General features: G+C 56.5%; 14 protein-coding genes. 12 read left to right on the forward strand and 2 right to left on the reverse strand.

What is annotated here, in order from left to right:
• Positions 1-3 precede the first annotated feature (3 nt).
• From soxC to ACR0JX_RS17775, 7 genes are all read left to right on the forward strand, one after another.
• Positions 4-1266 (forward strand): sulfite dehydrogenase, encoded by a 1263-nt coding sequence (gene soxC / locus ACR0JX_RS17745; RefSeq protein WP_480545104.1) that lies wholly within the window; start codon positions 4-6, stop codon positions 1264-1266.
• Positions 1250-2575, forward strand: coding sequence for a c-type cytochrome (locus ACR0JX_RS17750; RefSeq protein ID WP_480545105.1), 1326 nt, complete (start codon positions 1250-1252; stop codon positions 2573-2575). The genes soxC and ACR0JX_RS17750 overlap by 17 nt, the downstream gene beginning before the upstream one ends.
• A gap of 2 nt (positions 2576-2577) precedes the next feature.
• Positions 2578-3285, forward strand: coding sequence for a c-type cytochrome (locus ACR0JX_RS17755; protein ID WP_480545106.1), 708 nt, complete (start codon positions 2578-2580; stop codon positions 3283-3285).
• Between the two features lie 24 nt (positions 3286-3309).
• On the forward strand, positions 3310-4572 hold the full coding sequence (locus ACR0JX_RS17760; protein WP_480545107.1) for an FCSD flavin-binding domain-containing protein: 1263 nt from the start codon (positions 3310-3312) through the stop codon (positions 4570-4572).
• Positions 4573-4652: 80 nt separating this feature from the next.
• Positions 4653-5087 (forward strand): DUF302 domain-containing protein, encoded by a 435-nt coding sequence (locus ACR0JX_RS17765; protein ID WP_480545108.1) that lies wholly within the window; start codon positions 4653-4655, stop codon positions 5085-5087.
• Position 5088: 1 nt separating this feature from the next.
• Positions 5089-6312, forward strand: a complete 1224-nt coding sequence (hemA, locus tag ACR0JX_RS17770; protein WP_480545109.1) for a 5-aminolevulinate synthase — start codon at positions 5089-5091, stop codon at positions 6310-6312.
• 52 nt (positions 6313-6364) lie between these two features.
• Positions 6365-7423, forward strand: a complete 1059-nt coding sequence (locus ACR0JX_RS17775) for a YeeE/YedE family protein (protein ID WP_480545110.1) — start codon at positions 6365-6367, stop codon at positions 7421-7423.
• A 1-nt stretch (position 7424) separates the two neighbouring features.
• On the opposite strand, the gene ACR0JX_RS17780 is transcribed toward ACR0JX_RS17775, so the two are convergent.
• Both ACR0JX_RS17780 and ACR0JX_RS17785 read right to left on the reverse strand, forming a co-directional pair.
• Positions 7425-8369 (reverse strand): MBL fold metallo-hydrolase, encoded by a 945-nt coding sequence (locus tag ACR0JX_RS17780; RefSeq protein ID WP_480545111.1) that lies wholly within the window; start codon positions 8367-8369, stop codon positions 7425-7427.
• Entirely contained in the window at positions 8366-9043 is a 678-nt protein-coding gene (locus tag ACR0JX_RS17785) for an MBL fold metallo-hydrolase (protein WP_480545112.1), read from the reverse strand. Before ACR0JX_RS17785 ends, ACR0JX_RS17780 begins: the two co-directional genes overlap by 4 nt.
• Positions 9044-9613: 570 nt before the next feature.
• Between ACR0JX_RS17785 and ACR0JX_RS17790 the strand changes: the two genes are divergently transcribed.
• From ACR0JX_RS17790 to ACR0JX_RS17810, 5 genes are read left to right on the forward strand one after another with little or no spacing between them, the layout of a single operon-like run.
• The gene (locus ACR0JX_RS17790) at positions 9614-11188 is read left to right on the forward strand and encodes an ABC transporter substrate-binding protein (RefSeq protein ID WP_353010693.1); all 1575 of its coding nucleotides are present in this window, start codon (positions 9614-9616) and stop codon (positions 11186-11188) included.
• A gap of 58 nt (positions 11189-11246) precedes the next feature.
• Positions 11247-12800, forward strand: coding sequence for an ABC transporter substrate-binding protein (locus ACR0JX_RS17795; protein ID WP_480545113.1), 1554 nt, complete (start codon positions 11247-11249; stop codon positions 12798-12800).
• Entirely contained in the window at positions 12801-13769 is a 969-nt protein-coding gene (locus ACR0JX_RS17800; RefSeq protein ID WP_480545114.1) for an ABC transporter permease, read from the forward strand. It begins immediately after the preceding gene.
• Positions 13766-14680: an ABC transporter permease gene (locus tag ACR0JX_RS17805; protein ID WP_480545115.1), complete on the forward strand. Its 915-nt coding sequence runs from the start codon at positions 13766-13768 to the stop codon at positions 14678-14680. Before ACR0JX_RS17800 ends, ACR0JX_RS17805 begins: the two co-directional genes overlap by 4 nt.
• On the forward strand, positions 14677-16374 hold the full coding sequence (locus tag ACR0JX_RS17810) for an ABC transporter ATP-binding protein (RefSeq protein ID WP_480545116.1): 1698 nt from the start codon (positions 14677-14679) through the stop codon (positions 16372-16374). The genes ACR0JX_RS17805 and ACR0JX_RS17810 overlap by 4 nt, the downstream gene beginning before the upstream one ends.
• Positions 16375-16390: the final 16 nt, after the last annotated feature.

Genomic DNA, 16390 nt, shown 5'->3' on the forward strand with positions numbered 1-16390 from the left:
GATATGGATGACGCGTTCAAACCGTCCCGCCGGGCCTTCCTGAAAGGCAGTGTTGCGGTCGCCGCAGGGTCAGTCGCGGGTGCGGCAGTGGCTGACACGCCCGATCCACTGATAACCGAGCTGCAGGATTGGGCGTCCTACACGGGTGCCGGTGTCGATGAGTCACCTTATGGCATGCCGATCAGATTCGAATCTCATGTCGTTCGGCGCAACGTGGAATGGCTGACCGCCTCTCCTATTTCGTCGATCAACTTCACTCCGATCCATGCGCTTGAAGGCACGATCACGCCGCAAGGCTGCGCCTTTGAACGCCACCACTCGGGCGCGATCGAGCTGCGTAAGGAAGACTATCGCCTGATGATCAACGGGCTGGTCGATCGCCCGCTGGTCTTCACCTATGACGATATCGAACGTTTCCCTCGCGAAAACCACGTGTATTTCTGCGAATGCGCGGCGAACACAGGGATGGAATGGGCCGGTGCGCAGCTCAACGGTGTTCAATTCACCCATGGCATGATCCACAACATGGAATACACCGGTGTTCCTCTGCGCACGCTGCTGCAGGAAGCAGGCGCCGATATCTCACCCGACAAATGGGTCTATGTCGAAGGCGCAGACGCGTCATCCAATGGTCGCTCCATCCCGATGGAAAAAGCGCTGGATGACGTGCTGGTGGCTTTCAAGGCAAATGGTGAAGCACTGCGCATGGAACATGGATACCCCGTGCGACTGGTCGTGCCGGGTTGGGAAGGCAACATGTGGGTCAAGTGGCTGCGCCGGATCGAGGTCGTCGATATGGCGGTCGAAAGCCGCGAAGAAACCTCAAAATACACCGATGTTTACGAGGACGGTACAGCCCAGAAGTGGACCTGGGTGATGGACGCCAAATCCGTCATCACCTCACCCAGTCCGCAAATGCCGATCAAACACGGGCCGGGTCCGCTGGTCATTTCCGGGCTTGCATGGTCAGGCCACGGACAAATTACGCGGGTCGATGTGTCCAAGGACGGTGGGATTACTTGGGAGACGGCGCGTCTTGGCAAGCAGGGGGAAAGCAAGGCTTTGACGCGTTTCTATCTCGACACGAACTGGGACGGAGCACCAATGCTTTTGCAGGCCCGGGCGATAGATGACACCGGCTATGTGCAGCCGACAAAAGACCAACTGCGCGAAAAGCGCGGAGAGAACTCGGTCTACCACAACAACTGTATCCAGACTTGGTACGTGAGCGCAGAAGGGATCGCCGAGAATGTCGAAGTCTCTTAGTCAGGTTTTCCTGCCCGTATTCGGCGGCACGGCGTTGGTGCTTGCGGTCGCGGTTGTTGTCGCGAACCGGAACTATGGCCAGTCGCAGATAGAAACCTTGGAAACCCGGATCAGTCAAGTTGAGGCGCACGCAGCTACAGCCCAGGAAACCGCGCAAGCAGAGTCCATCCGGGCAGCCGAACTTGCGGCCAAGGTCGAAGAAATCCAAGCCACAGCGGCCGAGCGGGTCGCAAACGGAATGAACCTGACCGCGCCTGCGCCCAGCAGCGATGGCACATATGGGCTTGGTCGCCCCGCGCTTGAGCAAGAGATCGCGGCCTGGGACGTTGACGTCTTGCCCGACGGCCGTGGCTTGCCCGTTGGATCAGGCGATGTGTGGAGCGGAGAAGAGGTATTTGTCGACCGCTGCGCCTCTTGCCATGGGGAATTTGCCGAAGGGGCCGCCAATTGGCCTGTTCTGGCCGGTGGTTTCGATACGCTCGCTGACGAAGATCCAGTGAAAACTGTTGGCTCTTATTGGCCGCATCTGTCGACTGCTTGGGACTATATTTCCCGCTCTATGCCCTTTGGCGAAGCAGGTACGCTGACCGCGGATGAAACCTATGCGATCGTCGCCTACATCTTGTATTCGAACGATCTTGTGGATGACGACTTCGAGCTCAACCACGACAACTTCGCCGACTTTGAAATGTACAACATGAACGGCTTTGTCGTCGATGTACGTCCTGAAACTGAGTACGCCGAGTGGCGGCAAGAGCCATGCATGGAGAATTGCAAGTCAGAAGCCGCCGTCACGATGCGCTCTGTCTTTTTGGTGGAGACGCCGCCCGAAGGTGGTTCAAACTCGGTCATGAACGACGCCAGCGCGGACGAATTGCCAAAGTTTACGGCAGAAGGTCCTTCGTTCATTCCGACTGCGGCGTCAAAGCCTGAGGACGAAGCTGCTGCAACGCCAACCATTCAGGAATCCAGCGATACGGACGGAACGACAGAAGTGTTTGCCGCTGGCGAGAAAGTCTTCAAGAAATGCAAAGCCTGTCATCAGGTCGGCGAAAGTGCAAAAAACAGTACAGGGCCCGTATTGAACGGGATCATCGGTGCCAATGCAGCCTCAGTCGAAGGGTTCAAATACTCCAAGGCCTTGAACGCTGCTGCTGAGGAGGGGCTTGTCTGGACCGACCAGGAAATGGCGGCCTTCCTGACGAAACCCAAAGAGTACATGAAAGGCACGCGGATGTCTTTTGCGGGGCTTAGAAAACCTGACGATATCGAGGCTGTGATCGTCTATCTCAAGTCGTTCGGAAACTGATCATGCGCTGGTCGGCTATACTGACCCATGCGGCGGTCGCTATAGCGACCACCTCGTCGGTCAGCGCAACCGAAGACCTGGGCGACGCCGAAGCCGGAAAAGTGGTGTTTGCCAAATGCAAAGGATGTCATCAGGTCGGTGAGGGTGCCAAAAACAAAATCGGCCCGCATCTGAATGGCGTTTTTGGACGCAAAGCGGCAGGCCTTGACGGGTTCAATTACTCCAAGAGTCTTGAGCGTGCTGGAAATTCGGGCCTGGAATGGCACGCTGATACACTATCGGCCTATATTGAAAATCCACGTGCATTTGCATCTGGAACACGGATGAGTTTTCGGGGCCTGAAAGACCCCGAGGACCGCGCCAACATCATCGCCTTTTTGCGCGGATTCTCTGATAATCCGCAGGACATCCCCGAAGCGGATCCAACGGCCAGGGGCACGGATCATTCTGTTGATCCGGCGATACTGGCTATTCAGGGCGACCCGGAATATGGCGCCTATCTCAGCAGCGAATGTACAACCTGCCATCAGATCGAAGGGGGCGACGCTGGCATCCCGTCAATCGTCTACTGGCCAGACGAAGATTTCGTGGTCGCGATGCATGCTTACAAAGACAAACAGCGCCCTCATCCGGTCATGCAGATGATTGCCGGACGGCTGAGCAATGACGAGATCGCGGCATTGGCGGCCTATTTCAATAATCCAGAATAACAGCGCAATACGGGAGGAAACGCGATGACATTCAACAGACGAACATTCTTGGGGGCCGCAGGTGTTGTGGCAGCTGGGCTATCGGCGCCGATGGTGCTGGCGCAAGGCAAACCCCGTGTCGTTGTTGTCGGTGGTGGCGCGGGTGGCGCAACCGCCGCGCGCTACATCGCCAAAGACAGCAAAGGTGAGATTGATGTAACTCTGATCGAGCCATCGCGGACCTACTACACCTGCTTTTTCTCAAATCTGTATCTAGCAGGGTTTCAAGAGCTTTCGGATATCGCGCACAGCTATGGTGCTCTGGCGGCGAACTACGGCATCAACGTGGTCCATGATTGGGCCGTTGGTGTTGATCGTGATGCCAAGACGGTGTCCTTGGCTGGGGGCGGGTCCGTTCCCTACGACAAGCTGATCCTGAGCCCGGGTATCGACTTTGTCGATGGTGCGGTCGAAGGCTGGGATGTTTCAGCGCAGAATAAGATGCCGCACGCCTACAAGGCCGGATCGCAGACCGAGCTTTTGAAAGCACAGGTTATGGCAATGCCTGAAGGCGGGACGTATGCAATGGTTGCGCCGCCAAACCCATACCGGTGCCCACCAGGGCCTTATGAGCGTATTTCCATGGTGGCCCATGTTCTAAAAGAGAATAATCCAACTGCAAAAATCATCGTCGCCGACCCCAAGCCGAAATTCTCGAAAATGGCTTTGTTTCAGGAAGGCTGGGCAAACCACTACGAAGGTATGGTCGATTGGATCGGAGAGGACTTTGGCGGTGGCAATGTTTCCGTGAACCCGGACGCAATGACCGTGACCATCGACGGTGAAGAAACCAAGGTCGATGTATGCAACGTCATACCGGCGATGAAGGCCGGGCGTATTGCGGAAATGGCCGATGTGACCGATGGCAATTGGGCACCGGTGAATGCGGCTGACATGTCCTCGAAGGTTGATCCGGATATCTATGTTCTTGGCGATGCGAGCCAGCAGGGCGATATGCCGAAATCCGGTTTCTCGGCCAACAGTCAGGCGAAGGTCTGTGCGAATGCCGTGCGCGGTGCATTGACCGGGTCCAAAGTGTTCCCGGCCAAGTTCTCGAACACGTGCTGGTCGCTGATCGACACCAATGATGGTGTGAAGGTTGGCGCGACCTATGAGGCGACGCCCGAAAAGATTGCCAAGGTGGACGGCTTTATCAGCCAAACCGGCGAAGACGCCGATCTGAGGAAAGCAACCTACGAGGAATCGCTGGGTTGGTATGCGGGTATCACCTCGGACATGTTCAGCTAAGGGCTGCGGGGGATTTGACCGGTGTCAAAGCCCCCGACAGACAATCTGCGAAAATGCGGTTCAGGAGGAGTGTAAAGACCATGAAACACATTATTGCTGCGGCTGTATTTTCCACCGTTCTCACCGGTCAGGGTCTGGCCCAAGAGGTTATCACCACCCCTTTTGACGGAAGTTTCGACGATGCCACATTCGCGGTTGAATCTGCGATAGTCGGGCAGGGGCTGGTCATCGACTATGTAAGCCATGTCGGCGATATGTTGAACCGGACAGGTGCGGATGTTGGCAGCGACAAACAGATATTCGCGGCCGCTGATATCTTCATTTTCTGCTCAGCAAAACTCTCGCGCGAGGTGATGGAAGCTGATCCGATGAACATCGGCTTTTGTCCCTATGGGATTTTCGTGGCCGAAGACGACAATGGCGTGACGGTGGGATACCGAAGCTATCCCGAGGGACCGATGCAAAAGGTCCAGACCCTGTTGTCCGAGATCGTGGAAGAGGCCGTCGGGGATTGAGATGAACTATCAGCAGTACTTTCGTGATCAATTGGACCAGCTGCAAGAAGACGGAAACTACCGGATTTTTGCAGACCTCGAACGTCAGTGCGGCGCGTTTCCAAAGGCGCGCAGCTACACCGGGAATGGACCCGAAAACGTCACGGTCTGGTGCTCAAATGACTATCTCGGTATGGGGCAGCATCCAAAGGTACTTGCCGCCATGCACGCCGCAATCGACCAAAGCGGTGCTGGCGCGGGGGGCACAAGAAACATCTCTGGGACAACTCACCAGCACGTTTTGCTCGAACAAGAACTTGCGGATCTGCACGATAAAGATGCGGCTTTGCTGTTTACATCCGGATATGTGTCGAACTGGGCCGCGCTGGGCACTTTGGCATCGCGCATCCCCGGCATCACGGTTTTGTCGGATGAGCTAAACCACGCCTCGATGATCGAAGGCATCCGCCACAGCCGTTGTCAGAAGCGGATTTGGAAACATAACGATGTTGCGGACCTTGAACGGCATCTTGCTGATCTGCCCGCCAATGCGCCCAAGCTGATTGCGTTTGAAAGCGTCTATTCTATGGACGGTGACATCGCGCCGATTGCCGAGATTTGTGATTTGGCGGATCGTTATGGCGCGATGACCTATTTGGATGAGGTTCATGCTGTTGGGCTTTACGGGCCGCGCGGAGGGGGAATTGCCGAACGCGAAGGCCTGATGGATCGGCTCACCGTCATCGAGGGGACATTGGGCAAAGCCTTCGGTGTCGTCGGCGGATACATCGCGGCATCGCACGAACTTGTCGATTTTGTCCGGTCTTTTGCCAGCGGGTTTATCTTTACCACAGCACTACCTCCGGCCGTAGCCGCAGGGGCCGCGGCTTCAGTCCGGCACCTAAAGCAAAGCAATGCGGAACGACATCTGCACCAGCAGTGCGTGCGCGAGGTTCGGGACAGGCTGGACGATCTGGGCATTCCGCATACGCCGAACCCAAGTCACATCATCCCGGTCATGGTCGGCGATCCGGTCAAGTGCCGCTTCATCTCGGATGTTCTGATGCGCGACTACGGGATCTACATCCAACCCATCAACTACCCGACCGTCCCGAAAGGAACGGAACGTCTACGGATAACGCCGTCGCCCGTGCATTCTAGTGAGGACGTGGATCGTCTGGTTTCTGCATTGGCTGAGTTGTGGACGCAATGCCAATTGGCGCGCAGGCCGATGGCCGCGCAATGACAACTTGACCGAAGACAAAGACGCAACCGCAACGGTGTGAGAGTTTCCGCTGATGGAAAAGCTCATTGATTTCCTGGGTGACCAAGGCGCTTTGGCATGCGCAGGTGTGCTTGTTGGCATCCTGTTTGGTGCGACGGCCCAAAAGTCTCATTTCTGTCTGCGCGCCTCGACTGTCGAAGTCGCCGAGGGCGCGTTTGGTCCGCGTTTGGCGGTTTGGCTGATCGCCTTCACTGCGGCTCTGACTATGGTGCAGGGGCTCGTCGTATTTGACCAGTTGGACCTGTCTGAGACACGTGCAATCGCCTCGACCGGTAGCCTGAGCGGCGCCATCCTCGGTGGCGCGATGTTTGGTGCGGGTATGATACTGGCACGCGGTTGTGCATCGCGCTTGTTGGTTTTGGCATCCTGCGGAAATCTGCGCGCGCTGGTGTCCGGGCTGGTCCTGACATTGGTGGCTCAGGCGGCGTATACAGGTGTTCTTAGTCCCGTTCGTGAAACGTTTTTTGGCATCTGGACGATTTCAGGTGGCGCATCGCGCGATCTGTCAGAGTTGCTTGGATTGTCGCCAAAGGCTTACACAGCGATCGCAACGCTGGGTTTGGCTCTGGCAACAGCATTCGCGGTCTACCGGCGTGTCGCGCCTATACGGATCGTGTCTGCCGCAGGCGTCGGGATGGCAGTCGCGCTCGGCTGGTTGATGACCTTCGCAATTGCGCAGACCTCTTTCGAGGTCGTACCCGTGTCTTCGATTACCTTTACCGGCCCGGCCACAGATACTTTGATGGCTTTGGTCGCCAAACGAAACGTTGCATTGTCCTTTGGTATCGGCCTTGTTCCGGGTGTTGCCATCGGGGCTGCGGCTTCAGCTATTTATGCCGGAGAATGGAAGATCGAACGGTTCGGCAACGACACCCCGATGGAACGGTACCTTTTTGGCGCTGCCCTTATGGGATTTGGAGCCATGCTGGCAGGCGGTTGCGCCGTGGGGGCAGGGCTGTCCGGAGGGTCCGCCCTGTCCCTGACTGCTTGGCTTGCGGTGTTCTTTATGTGGGTCGGCGCGATTGTGACACATCGCTTCGCAACGCGACTGCCCGCTCTGCAGCGATCCTGAACTATTCAAACTCCATCTGTTCAAAAACGCGCCCGGCATTTTTGGTCGCCAGTTCTTCGAACGTGTCCAGATGGGCATAAGGGGATTGATCGACATAGTAGGCTTCGGCCAGATCGCCGCCTGCATCCATATGCTCCCGCACTTTGCCACGCAGGTATATCAGATAGTCGCGCGTGTAGCGACGCACCTGATCCATGTTTGTCGGATGGCCGTGACCGGGTATCACATACGTAGCGCCCAAAGGCTCGAACGCGTTGTCCCAGGTTTCCAGCCAATCCGCTGTATAGGTCTCCTGAAAGATCGGCAGCATACGTTCGTGAAATGCCATATCTCCGGCGATGACAAGGCTTTGATTTGGCAACCAGATTGAGATATCGCCGGGGCTGTGGGCAGGTCCGAGGTATTTGGCCTCAATCCGAAAATCGCCCATCTCAACCACATATTCGTCATCGAATGTCTCGGTCGGACCAGCCAAAAAGGTTCCTTCTGCCTTGTCGCGATTGTATCGCTGCATGCCCTCCAGAATCTGGGGGCCATATTCCTCAAATTCCGCGGCCGCATCCGAATGCGCCACGATTGGAATGCCAAGTTCCGACCAGTAGGCGTTGCCGAGCATCGCGTGCCCCTGACCATTCTCGTTGAAGACAAGCTTGACCGGCTGATCCGTGATCGCCTGAATTTCCTGATGTAGCGCTTGCGCCAACACATAGGCGGCTCCGCCGTTTACAACAACCACGCCTTCTGTGGTGACGATGAAGCTGAGGTTGTTGTTGTGGCCTGCGTTTTCGTAGGTCGGTGGCGCGGTTGCGCCAATGGCAGAATAGACGCCGGGGATGTATTCGACTGGCTTGGAGTAGAGTGCGCTTTGCGGATATTTATCAGCGATGTCTTCGCTGGCCCAGGCGGGTGCGGCTATGGCGAAGATAGTCAAAAGTGATCGTATCATGACGGCTCTCCTATGAATCGATATGCCGAGCCTGTCTTTTCGACCCGGCCAATCCCACCATCTGGCAGATGAAACCCAATAACTTTCATCTGTTCTTCAGCAAGCTGATCCAGCAGAAGGCTGCGTGTGGCGGCAGCGGTCTGAGGGTCCTGATCCGCGCCGCTGTACCAGTCCGGGCGTTCAAAGGCGACATGGGGATTGCCAAGCGCGTCGCCCACAACCATTGCCGAGTCACTGCCTTCGCGAATTTCAAACGCCATATGTCCGGGTGTGTGCCCAAGGCTGGCGCGCGCGGCGATACCCGGCAGGATTTCTTGCCCGTCATCGAAGAACATGACCTGATCCTCGATCGCTTCCATGCGCCGCTTCGCGCCGACTGCAAACGCGGCGCGATCTTCGCCAATCGTTTCAACCGTTGCGGGGTTCCACCAATAGTCCCATTCGGTGCGACCGAAGTAATGCGTGGCGTTGGCGAACAGCATGTCGTCAAAGTCGTCCAGAACGCCCCAGATATGGTCAGGATGCGCATGGGTGAAGACCACATGGGTAACGTCTTCGGGGGTGAGATTCACGGCGGAAAGAGCATCCAGCAGCTTGCCGGATGTTGGCATAAAATCTGGTCCTGCACCGACATCGAAGAGTACGGTGTTCGTGCCATCTCGGTAGAGCGTCACGTTACACTCTGGTTCGTACCTTGTCGCGTCTATCTGTCTGTGCTTCAGAAACGGCGTCAGCTCATCCTGTGGCATCGATCCAAAGACCATTTCTGGCGGTATGGTCAGATATCCATCAGATAATGTTTGCAACCTGCCAGATGAGCCGATTTGCAATTCCGCTAGTACCACCTTGGATTGAGCTCCGAGTGCTGCAAGGCAGGTAGCATTACGTAAAAAAATACGCCGGGAAAGCTGGATTTTTCTCATACACAATCATTAAAATGAATGTATTAATTTGTAAACATCGAAAGACTTTAGATCGACTGTGTTTTAGCGCGACCAGGGTGATACTTGTGTCTTTGAGAGCAGTCTCAGGAGTTGCCCAGCGTTTGGATGTCGACATTGGTTTTGTTTGTAAATCTGCTTGGCGACGTTCTAAAATCTTCATTCTCCGGTTTAGTGTGCCGTTGACCGATTGACATGCCGACGCAGTTGGTATGCTATCCTCGATTTTAGCGTTAACAGAAATTTGCGACTTAGTATCGCGAATTCAATGCAGCTAAGCAGCTGCAGATAAGGGAGAAAACAATGAAGAAACCAATGTTCGCGCTGGCGATGTTGATGGCCTCAACAACGCTGGCCCAAGCTGAGACATTGCGCTGGGCGCGCTCGGGAGATGCTTTAACGCTTGACCCTCATTCGCAAAACGAGGGGCCTACGCATACCGTCCGCCATCAGATGTATGAACCGCTGATCATTCGCGATACTACGGGTGCGTTCGAAGCCGCGCTGGCCACGGATTGGGCGCCAAGCACAGATGATCCGAACGTCTGGGTATTCAATCTGCGTCAGGGCGTGAAGTTCCACGATGGGGCCGATTTTACTGCCGAGGATGTGGTGTTCAGCATCAACCGGGCGAAGCAGCCGAACTCGGACATGAAAGAGTTGATCAACTCGATCGTCGAAGTGCGTGCCGTGGACGATCACACCGTTGAAATCGTGACCGATGGCCCGAACCCGATCCTGCCCGCAAACCTCACTGACCTGTTCATCATGGACAAGGGCTGGACCGAGGCAAACAATGCGGTTGCCGTTCAGGATTTCGAAGGGGGTGAGATCACCTTTGCGACCACCAATGTGAATGGCACGGGCCCCTACAAGCTGGTCAGCCGTGAACCGGACGTGAAAACCGTGATGGAGCGAAACGAAGACTATTGGGGCCGCGATCAGTTCCCGATGGCGATCAGCGAGATCATCTATACGCCAATCCAGAACGATGCGACCCGAGTCGCAGCGATGCTGTCGGGCGAAGTGAACTTCCTGCAAGATATGCCGGTGCAGGACCTTGATCGGGTCAATTCTGCAGACGGTCTGGTTGTCAAACAGGCACCCCAGAACCGGGTTATCTTCTTCGGGATGAACCAAGGCGCGGACGACATCGAAGCCGACAATGTGGACGGCAAGAACCCCTTGGCCGATGTACGTGTGCGTCAGGCGATGTCTAAGGCGATCAACCGGGATGCCATCAAGCAGGTGGTCATGCGCGGGCAGTCGCAGCCTGCGGGCATGATTGCTCCGCCCTTCGTGAACGGTTGGACCGCAGAGATGGATGCCGAAAGCAGCACGGATGTCGAAGGCGCAAAGGCTCTGTTGGCCGAAGCGGGCTATCCTGATGGGTTCTCGATCCGCCTCGATTGCCCCAACGACCGCTACATCAACGACGAAGGCATCTGTCAGGCCGCAGTTGGAATGTTGGGTCAGATTGGCATCACCGTGAACCTGGATGCCAAGCCCAAGGCGCAGCACTTCCCGCTGATCACCGACGGCAAGACCGATTTCTACATGCTGGGATGGGGTGTGCCGACCTACGATTCGGAATACATCTTCAACTTCTTGGTCCACGGACGTGAAAGCGATATCGGCACCTGGAATGGCACTGGTTTCGACAGTGATGATCTGGACGCAAAGATCAAGTCACTGGCCTCGAACACCGACCTGGATGCACGCAATCAGGACATCGCCGATATTTGGCGGGTGGTGCAGGACGAACAGCTGTATATCCCGATCCACCATCAGGTGCTGAACTGGGGTATGGCCGAAAATCTGGGCATCGAGGTTGATCCGGAAGATCAACCCATGGTCAAACATTTTGGCCTGAACTAAAGCCTTGTTGCCGGGTTCTGTTCTGCAGAGCCCGGCCACTTTTGAAGTGGGAGCTATCATGAAACGTCTAACCACTGCCGTGCTGCTGGGCGCGCTTGCCATGCCTGTTGCGGCCGAAGAGTTCACCTTTGCCGTCACCACCGATCCGCAAACCATGGATCCGCATGCGGTCAACTCCGCCCCGGTTCTCGGGTTTCTGAACAACGTCTATGAAGGGCTGGTGCGGCGCGGTAAGGACATGACCATCGAACCGGCGCTTGCAACCAGTTGGGAGCCGATTGAGGGTGGCGCAGGCTGGCGGTTTAAGCTGCGCGAGGGCGTGACGTTTCATGATGGGTCCGAATTCAACGCCGATGACGTGATCTTTTCCTATCAGCGCGCGTCCGACGAAAGTTCAGACACTCGCAGCTGGTTCGCCCCCGTCGCCGAGGTCGTGAAAGTCGATGACTACACCGTCGACGTGATGACCAATGCGCCAAACCCGATCTTCCCCGATAGCATCGCCAACTGGATGATCATGGATAGCGGCTGGGCCGAGGCGAATGATACCGTCCTGCCCGACAAAGAGGCCGGTAACTATGCGACACTGAACGCAAACGGGACTGGCGCCTTTCAAATCACCGCACGAGAACCAGGCTTGCGCACTGTGCTGGAACCGTATGATGGCTGGTGGGGCGATGCAGAGCACAACCTGACCCAGGCTGAACTGGTGCCGATCCAAAACCCTGCGACCGCGTTAGCAGCGTTGTTGTCGGGCGATGTTGATTTCATCAATCCGGTACCGATTCAGGATGTTGCGCGATTGCAGAACAACCCGGATGTAAAGGTCATCCAAGGCATCGAAGCGCGTGTCATCATGCTGGGCTTCGACCAGAAAGAAGGCGCGAGCGAGGTCGGGCAGGGCGGCTCTGATCTGTTCCTCGATCCGCGTGTCCGCGAGGCGGTTGCAAAAGCGGTCAATGTACCGGCCATCCTTCAAACCATCATGCGCGGCAACGCCGAAGTCGCTAGCCAGCTGGTCAGCCCTGCAATGCGCGGGTATTCGGCAGCGAACGCGGACCCTTATGGCTATGATCTGGAGGGCGCAAAGGCGCTGCTGGCCGAATCTGGGGCCAAGGGGGCTGAGGTTAGCTTCAAATGTTCCAACAACCGCTACCTGAACGACGAATCTGTTTGCCAGGCGATTACTGCCATGCTGACACAGGCAGGGTTGAATGTGACACTGGATGCAATGCCGGTTCAGAACTACTGGCCCGAGTTGCGGGCCGACAATTTCGACATGTATCTGCTGGGCTGGTCGCCGGGCACGTTTGATGCCGAACACCCCGTGCGCTTTCTTGCGTCGACCCCTAACGAGGAAAAGAAGTTGGGATCGTGGAATTTCGGCGGATACTCCAACGCGCGTGTGGATGAGTTGCTGCCGATGATCCAGTCCGAGATTGACGAGCCAACGCGCCAAGCCATGTTGGATGAGGTCACAGCCATCCTTCAGGATGAGGTCGCCTATGTCCCCCTCTATGTCCAGCCTCTGGTCTGGGGTGCTCGTAGCAATATCGAGTTGACTCAACGGCCCGACAATTTCTTCCTTCTGCGTTGGGTCACGGTCAACTAAATGCTGTCATACATTATCAGGCGCGTAGCCCAGTCGGCGCTGGTTCTTTTCGTCGTGGGCCTCGTTGCCTTTTCCATGTTCCGTTTTGTCGGCGACCCGATCGACAACATGCTGGGGCAGGAGCGGACCATGGAAGACGTGGAACGGTTGCGCAGCCAGTTGGGCCTCGATCAACCCTTCCCGGTGCAATATGTGAAGTTCCTGCGCGAGGCGGTGCAGGGCAATTTCGGCGTTAGTTTCCGTCAGGGTCGGCCCGTCGCAGAGATTCTGGCCGAACGCGCGCCGGCGACACTGGAACTGGCTCTGGTCTCAGCTATGCTTGCAATTGCCCTGGGCATCGCATTGGGCGTCTTCACTGCGATCCGACGAGATGGGTTCGCAGCAAACTTCATCATGTCGGCCTCGCTGATCGGGGTTTCGCTGCCCACTTTCCTGATCGGCATTCTGCTGATCTATGTCTTCTCGGTTGAACTGGGCTGGCTGCCCAGTTTCGGGCGCGGTGAGGTTGTGGATCTTGGTTGGTGGAACACCGGTCTATTGACCAGTAGTGGGCTAAAGGCCCTGATCCTTCCAGCGATCACTCTGGGCCTGTATCAGATGACTTTGATCATGCGGTTGGTCCGGTCTGAAATGCTGGAGGTACTGCGGCAGGATTATATCCGCTTCGCCCGTGCGCGCGGCCTGAGTGATCGGACCATCAACTTTCGCCACGCCCTGAAGAACACCATGGTGCCCGTGATAACCATCATCGGCCTGCAATTAGGGGCCATCATCGCCTTTGCCATCATCACCGAGACGGTGTTCCAGTGGCCGGGTCTTGGCCTGCTGTTTATCAACGCAATCCAGTTCGTGGATATCCCAGTCATGGCAGCCTACCTGATGATGATCTCGGTCATCTTCGTCACGATTAACCTTGCGGTCGACATCCTTTACGCCTTCATCGACCCACGCCTGAGGGTCAGCGCATGAGCCGCCTGCAACGAATTCTGGACAGCGATCAGTTCTACGCGTTTCGTCGATCTCCGGTGGCCATGGTTTCGGCTGCTGTTGCCTCGCTGCTGATCCTGGTCACGCTCTTCGCACCGCTGATTGCGCCGACAAACCCGTTCGATCCATCCAGCCTGAACCTGATGAACGGCTTTACCCCGCCGATGGAACCAAATGCCTTTACAGGTGAAAGCTTTGTTATGGGCACTGACGATCAAGGGCGGGATGTGTTCTCGACCATCCTCTACGGGATGCGCATTTCCTTGTTTGTCGGTGTCGCAGCTGTTTTGTTTGCCATGGTTCTGGGGATCATTCTTGGTCTGCTGTCTGGGTATTTCGGCGGTTGGACCGAAACCATCATCATGCGTACGGCGGATGTGCAACTGACCTTCCCTTCGATCCTTCTGGCCATGCTGATCTTCGGTATCGCAAAGGGGGTTACGCCTGTTGAGTATCGTGATCAGATGGCGATCTGGGTGTTGATCCTGGCGATTGGCCTGTCTGATTGGGTGCAGTTCGCAAGGGTCGTTCGCGGCGCGACGCTGGTAGAAAAGAACAAAGACTACGTGGCGGCTGCGCGGATCATTGGGCAAAATCCGTTGACGATCATGCTGCGCCATATCCTGCCCAATGTGCTATCACCCGTGCTGGTGATTGCAACAATCTCACTTGCACTGGCGATCATCGCCGAAGCGACGCTTAGCTTTCTGGGCGTCGGCGCGCCACCCACCCAACCGTCGCTGGGCACGCTGATCCGCATCGGGCAGGGGTTCCTGTTCTCGGGGGAGTGGTGGATTCTGTTCTTCCCCGCTTGCACGCTTCTGGCGCTGGCCCTGAGTGTAAACCTGCTGGGCGACTGGCTGCGCGATGCTTTGAACCCGAGGCTGAAATGACCGATCCCGTTCTCTCGATCCGCAACCTAACGGTAGAAATCCCAACCCGCCACGGCATTTTCAAACCGGTGGAGCATGTGACCTACGACCTGCATCCTGGTGAAATCCGGGGGGTCGTGGGCGAAAGTGGTGCGGGCAAATCGATGACCGGAAACGCCGTGATCGGTCTGTTGGACCCACCGGCCCATGTGTCCGAGGGTGAGGTCTGGCTGAACGGTCGGCGTATCGACGAACTGGACGCCGAGGACAAACGCAGGATCCGAGGCAAAGAGATCGGGATGATCTTTCAGGATCCGCTGACCTCGCTGAACCCGCTGTTCACGGTGGGTGAGCAATTGGTCGAGACGATCCAGCTACATCTTGGCCTGTCCGCATCTGAGGCCAAGAAACGTGCGATTGCTTTGCTGGATCGCGTGTCCATCCCGGACCCCGCGGACCGGTTCAACCAGTACCCGCATCAGTTTTCCGGCGGGATGCGTCAGCGCGTGGTGATCGCCTTGGCGCTGTGCACGGAACCCAGCGTGTTGATCGCGGATGAACCCACCACAGCCTTGGACGTATCCGTCCAAGCGCAGGTACTGGATCTGATCAAGGAACTGGCCAAGGAGCGTCAGGTTGGCGTGATCCTTGTGACACACGATATGGGCGTCATCGCCGACACCACCGATACCGTCACCGTCATGTATTCCGGCCATGTGGTTGAAAGCGGCACCACCGATCAAATCCTTGGCGCGCCAACACATGAGTATACCAAATCCCTGATCGCCGCCGTGCCACGGCCACACAGCAAGGTCGAACGGTTCCCGGTGGTCAGCTATGGCGAACGGGAAAGAACCTTCAAGATCGATGATCTGGCAGCCCATTGGGACAAGACCGATTTGTCAAAATCCGGCAAGCTGCTTGAGGTCGAGAACATCACCAAGACCTTCCTTCAAAAGGGCGGTCTACTGCCATCGCAACGCAAGTACTTTACCGCCGTTGATCAGGTCAGCTTCGACATTCGCGACGGTGAGGTTTTTGGCCTTGTCGGCGAAAGTGGCTCGGGCAAATCCACGGTCGCTCGGATGATCGGCACGCTTTATCCGGTGGACGGAGGCCGCGTTGTCTTTGACGGGCAGGATGTGACGGCGATGGTGACAGAGGCTTTGCAAGGCTATCGCCGCCAGATTCAGATGATCTTTCAGGATCCGTTCTCAAGCCTGAACCCGAGGATGAAGGTTGGCGACCTTGTTGCAGAACCGATCCTGCACCATCGTATCCTTCCCAAATCCCAGGTTGAACCGCGTGTCAGGGAACTTCTGGACTGGGTCGGGTTGGCGAAAGACGCCTGGCGCAAATACCCGCACGAATTCTCTGGCGGGCAGCGTCAGCGCATCTGTATTGCCCGCGCACTGGCCACACAGCCCCGGTTTCTGATCTGCGATGAGCCGACAAGCGCGCTGGATGTGTCGATCCAGGCGCAAATCCTGAACATCCTCAAAGACCTTCAGGATCATCTTGGGCTGACCATGCTGTTCATCAGTCATGACCTGCCGGTTGTGCGTCAGATGTGTGATCGGGTGGGTGTGATGCGACAGGGGAAATTGGTCGAGGTGCAGAACACAGACGCGCTGTTTTCGGCACCCCAGCATTCCTACACCAAAGAGCTTTTGGATTTAATGCCCCGGTTGAAGCAATTGGAAGCCGCAGGTTAACCCTAACGCGGCTTGG

The sequence above is a fragment of the Ruegeria sp. AH7 genome, assembly GCF_056541325.1.

Excerpts from the sequence above, each read along its gene's own strand:
- ACR0JX_RS17800 (WP_480545114.1), top strand. The coding sequence starts at position 12,801 with ATGCTGTCATACATTATCAGGCGCGTAGCCCAGTCGGCGCTGGTTCTT.
- ACR0JX_RS17805 (WP_480545115.1), top strand. The coding sequence starts at position 13,766 with ATGAGCCGCCTGCAACGAATTCTGGACAGCGATCAGTTCTACGCGTTT.
- ACR0JX_RS17790 (WP_353010693.1), top strand. The coding sequence starts at position 9,614 with ATGAAGAAACCAATGTTCGCGCTGGCGATGTTGATGGCCTCAACAACG.
- ACR0JX_RS17755 (WP_480545106.1), top strand. The coding sequence starts at position 2,578 with ATGCGCTGGTCGGCTATACTGACCCATGCGGCGGTCGCTATAGCGACC.
- ACR0JX_RS17765 (WP_480545108.1), top strand. The coding sequence starts at position 4,653 with ATGAAACACATTATTGCTGCGGCTGTATTTTCCACCGTTCTCACCGGT.
- ACR0JX_RS17780 (WP_480545111.1), bottom strand. The coding sequence starts at position 8,369 with ATGATACGATCACTTTTGACTATCTTCGCCATAGCCGCACCCGCCTGG.
- ACR0JX_RS17810 (WP_480545116.1), top strand. The coding sequence starts at position 14,677 with ATGACCGATCCCGTTCTCTCGATCCGCAACCTAACGGTAGAAATCCCA.
- soxC (WP_480545104.1), top strand. The coding sequence starts at position 4 with ATGGATGACGCGTTCAAACCGTCCCGCCGGGCCTTCCTGAAAGGCAGT.
- ACR0JX_RS17760 (WP_480545107.1), top strand. The coding sequence starts at position 3,310 with ATGACATTCAACAGACGAACATTCTTGGGGGCCGCAGGTGTTGTGGCA.
- hemA (WP_480545109.1), top strand. The coding sequence starts at position 5,089 with ATGAACTATCAGCAGTACTTTCGTGATCAATTGGACCAGCTGCAAGAA.
- ACR0JX_RS17795 (WP_480545113.1), top strand. The coding sequence starts at position 11,247 with ATGAAACGTCTAACCACTGCCGTGCTGCTGGGCGCGCTTGCCATGCCT.
- ACR0JX_RS17750 (WP_480545105.1), top strand. The coding sequence starts at position 1,250 with ATGTCGAAGTCTCTTAGTCAGGTTTTCCTGCCCGTATTCGGCGGCACG.
- ACR0JX_RS17775 (WP_480545110.1), top strand. The coding sequence starts at position 6,365 with ATGGAAAAGCTCATTGATTTCCTGGGTGACCAAGGCGCTTTGGCATGC.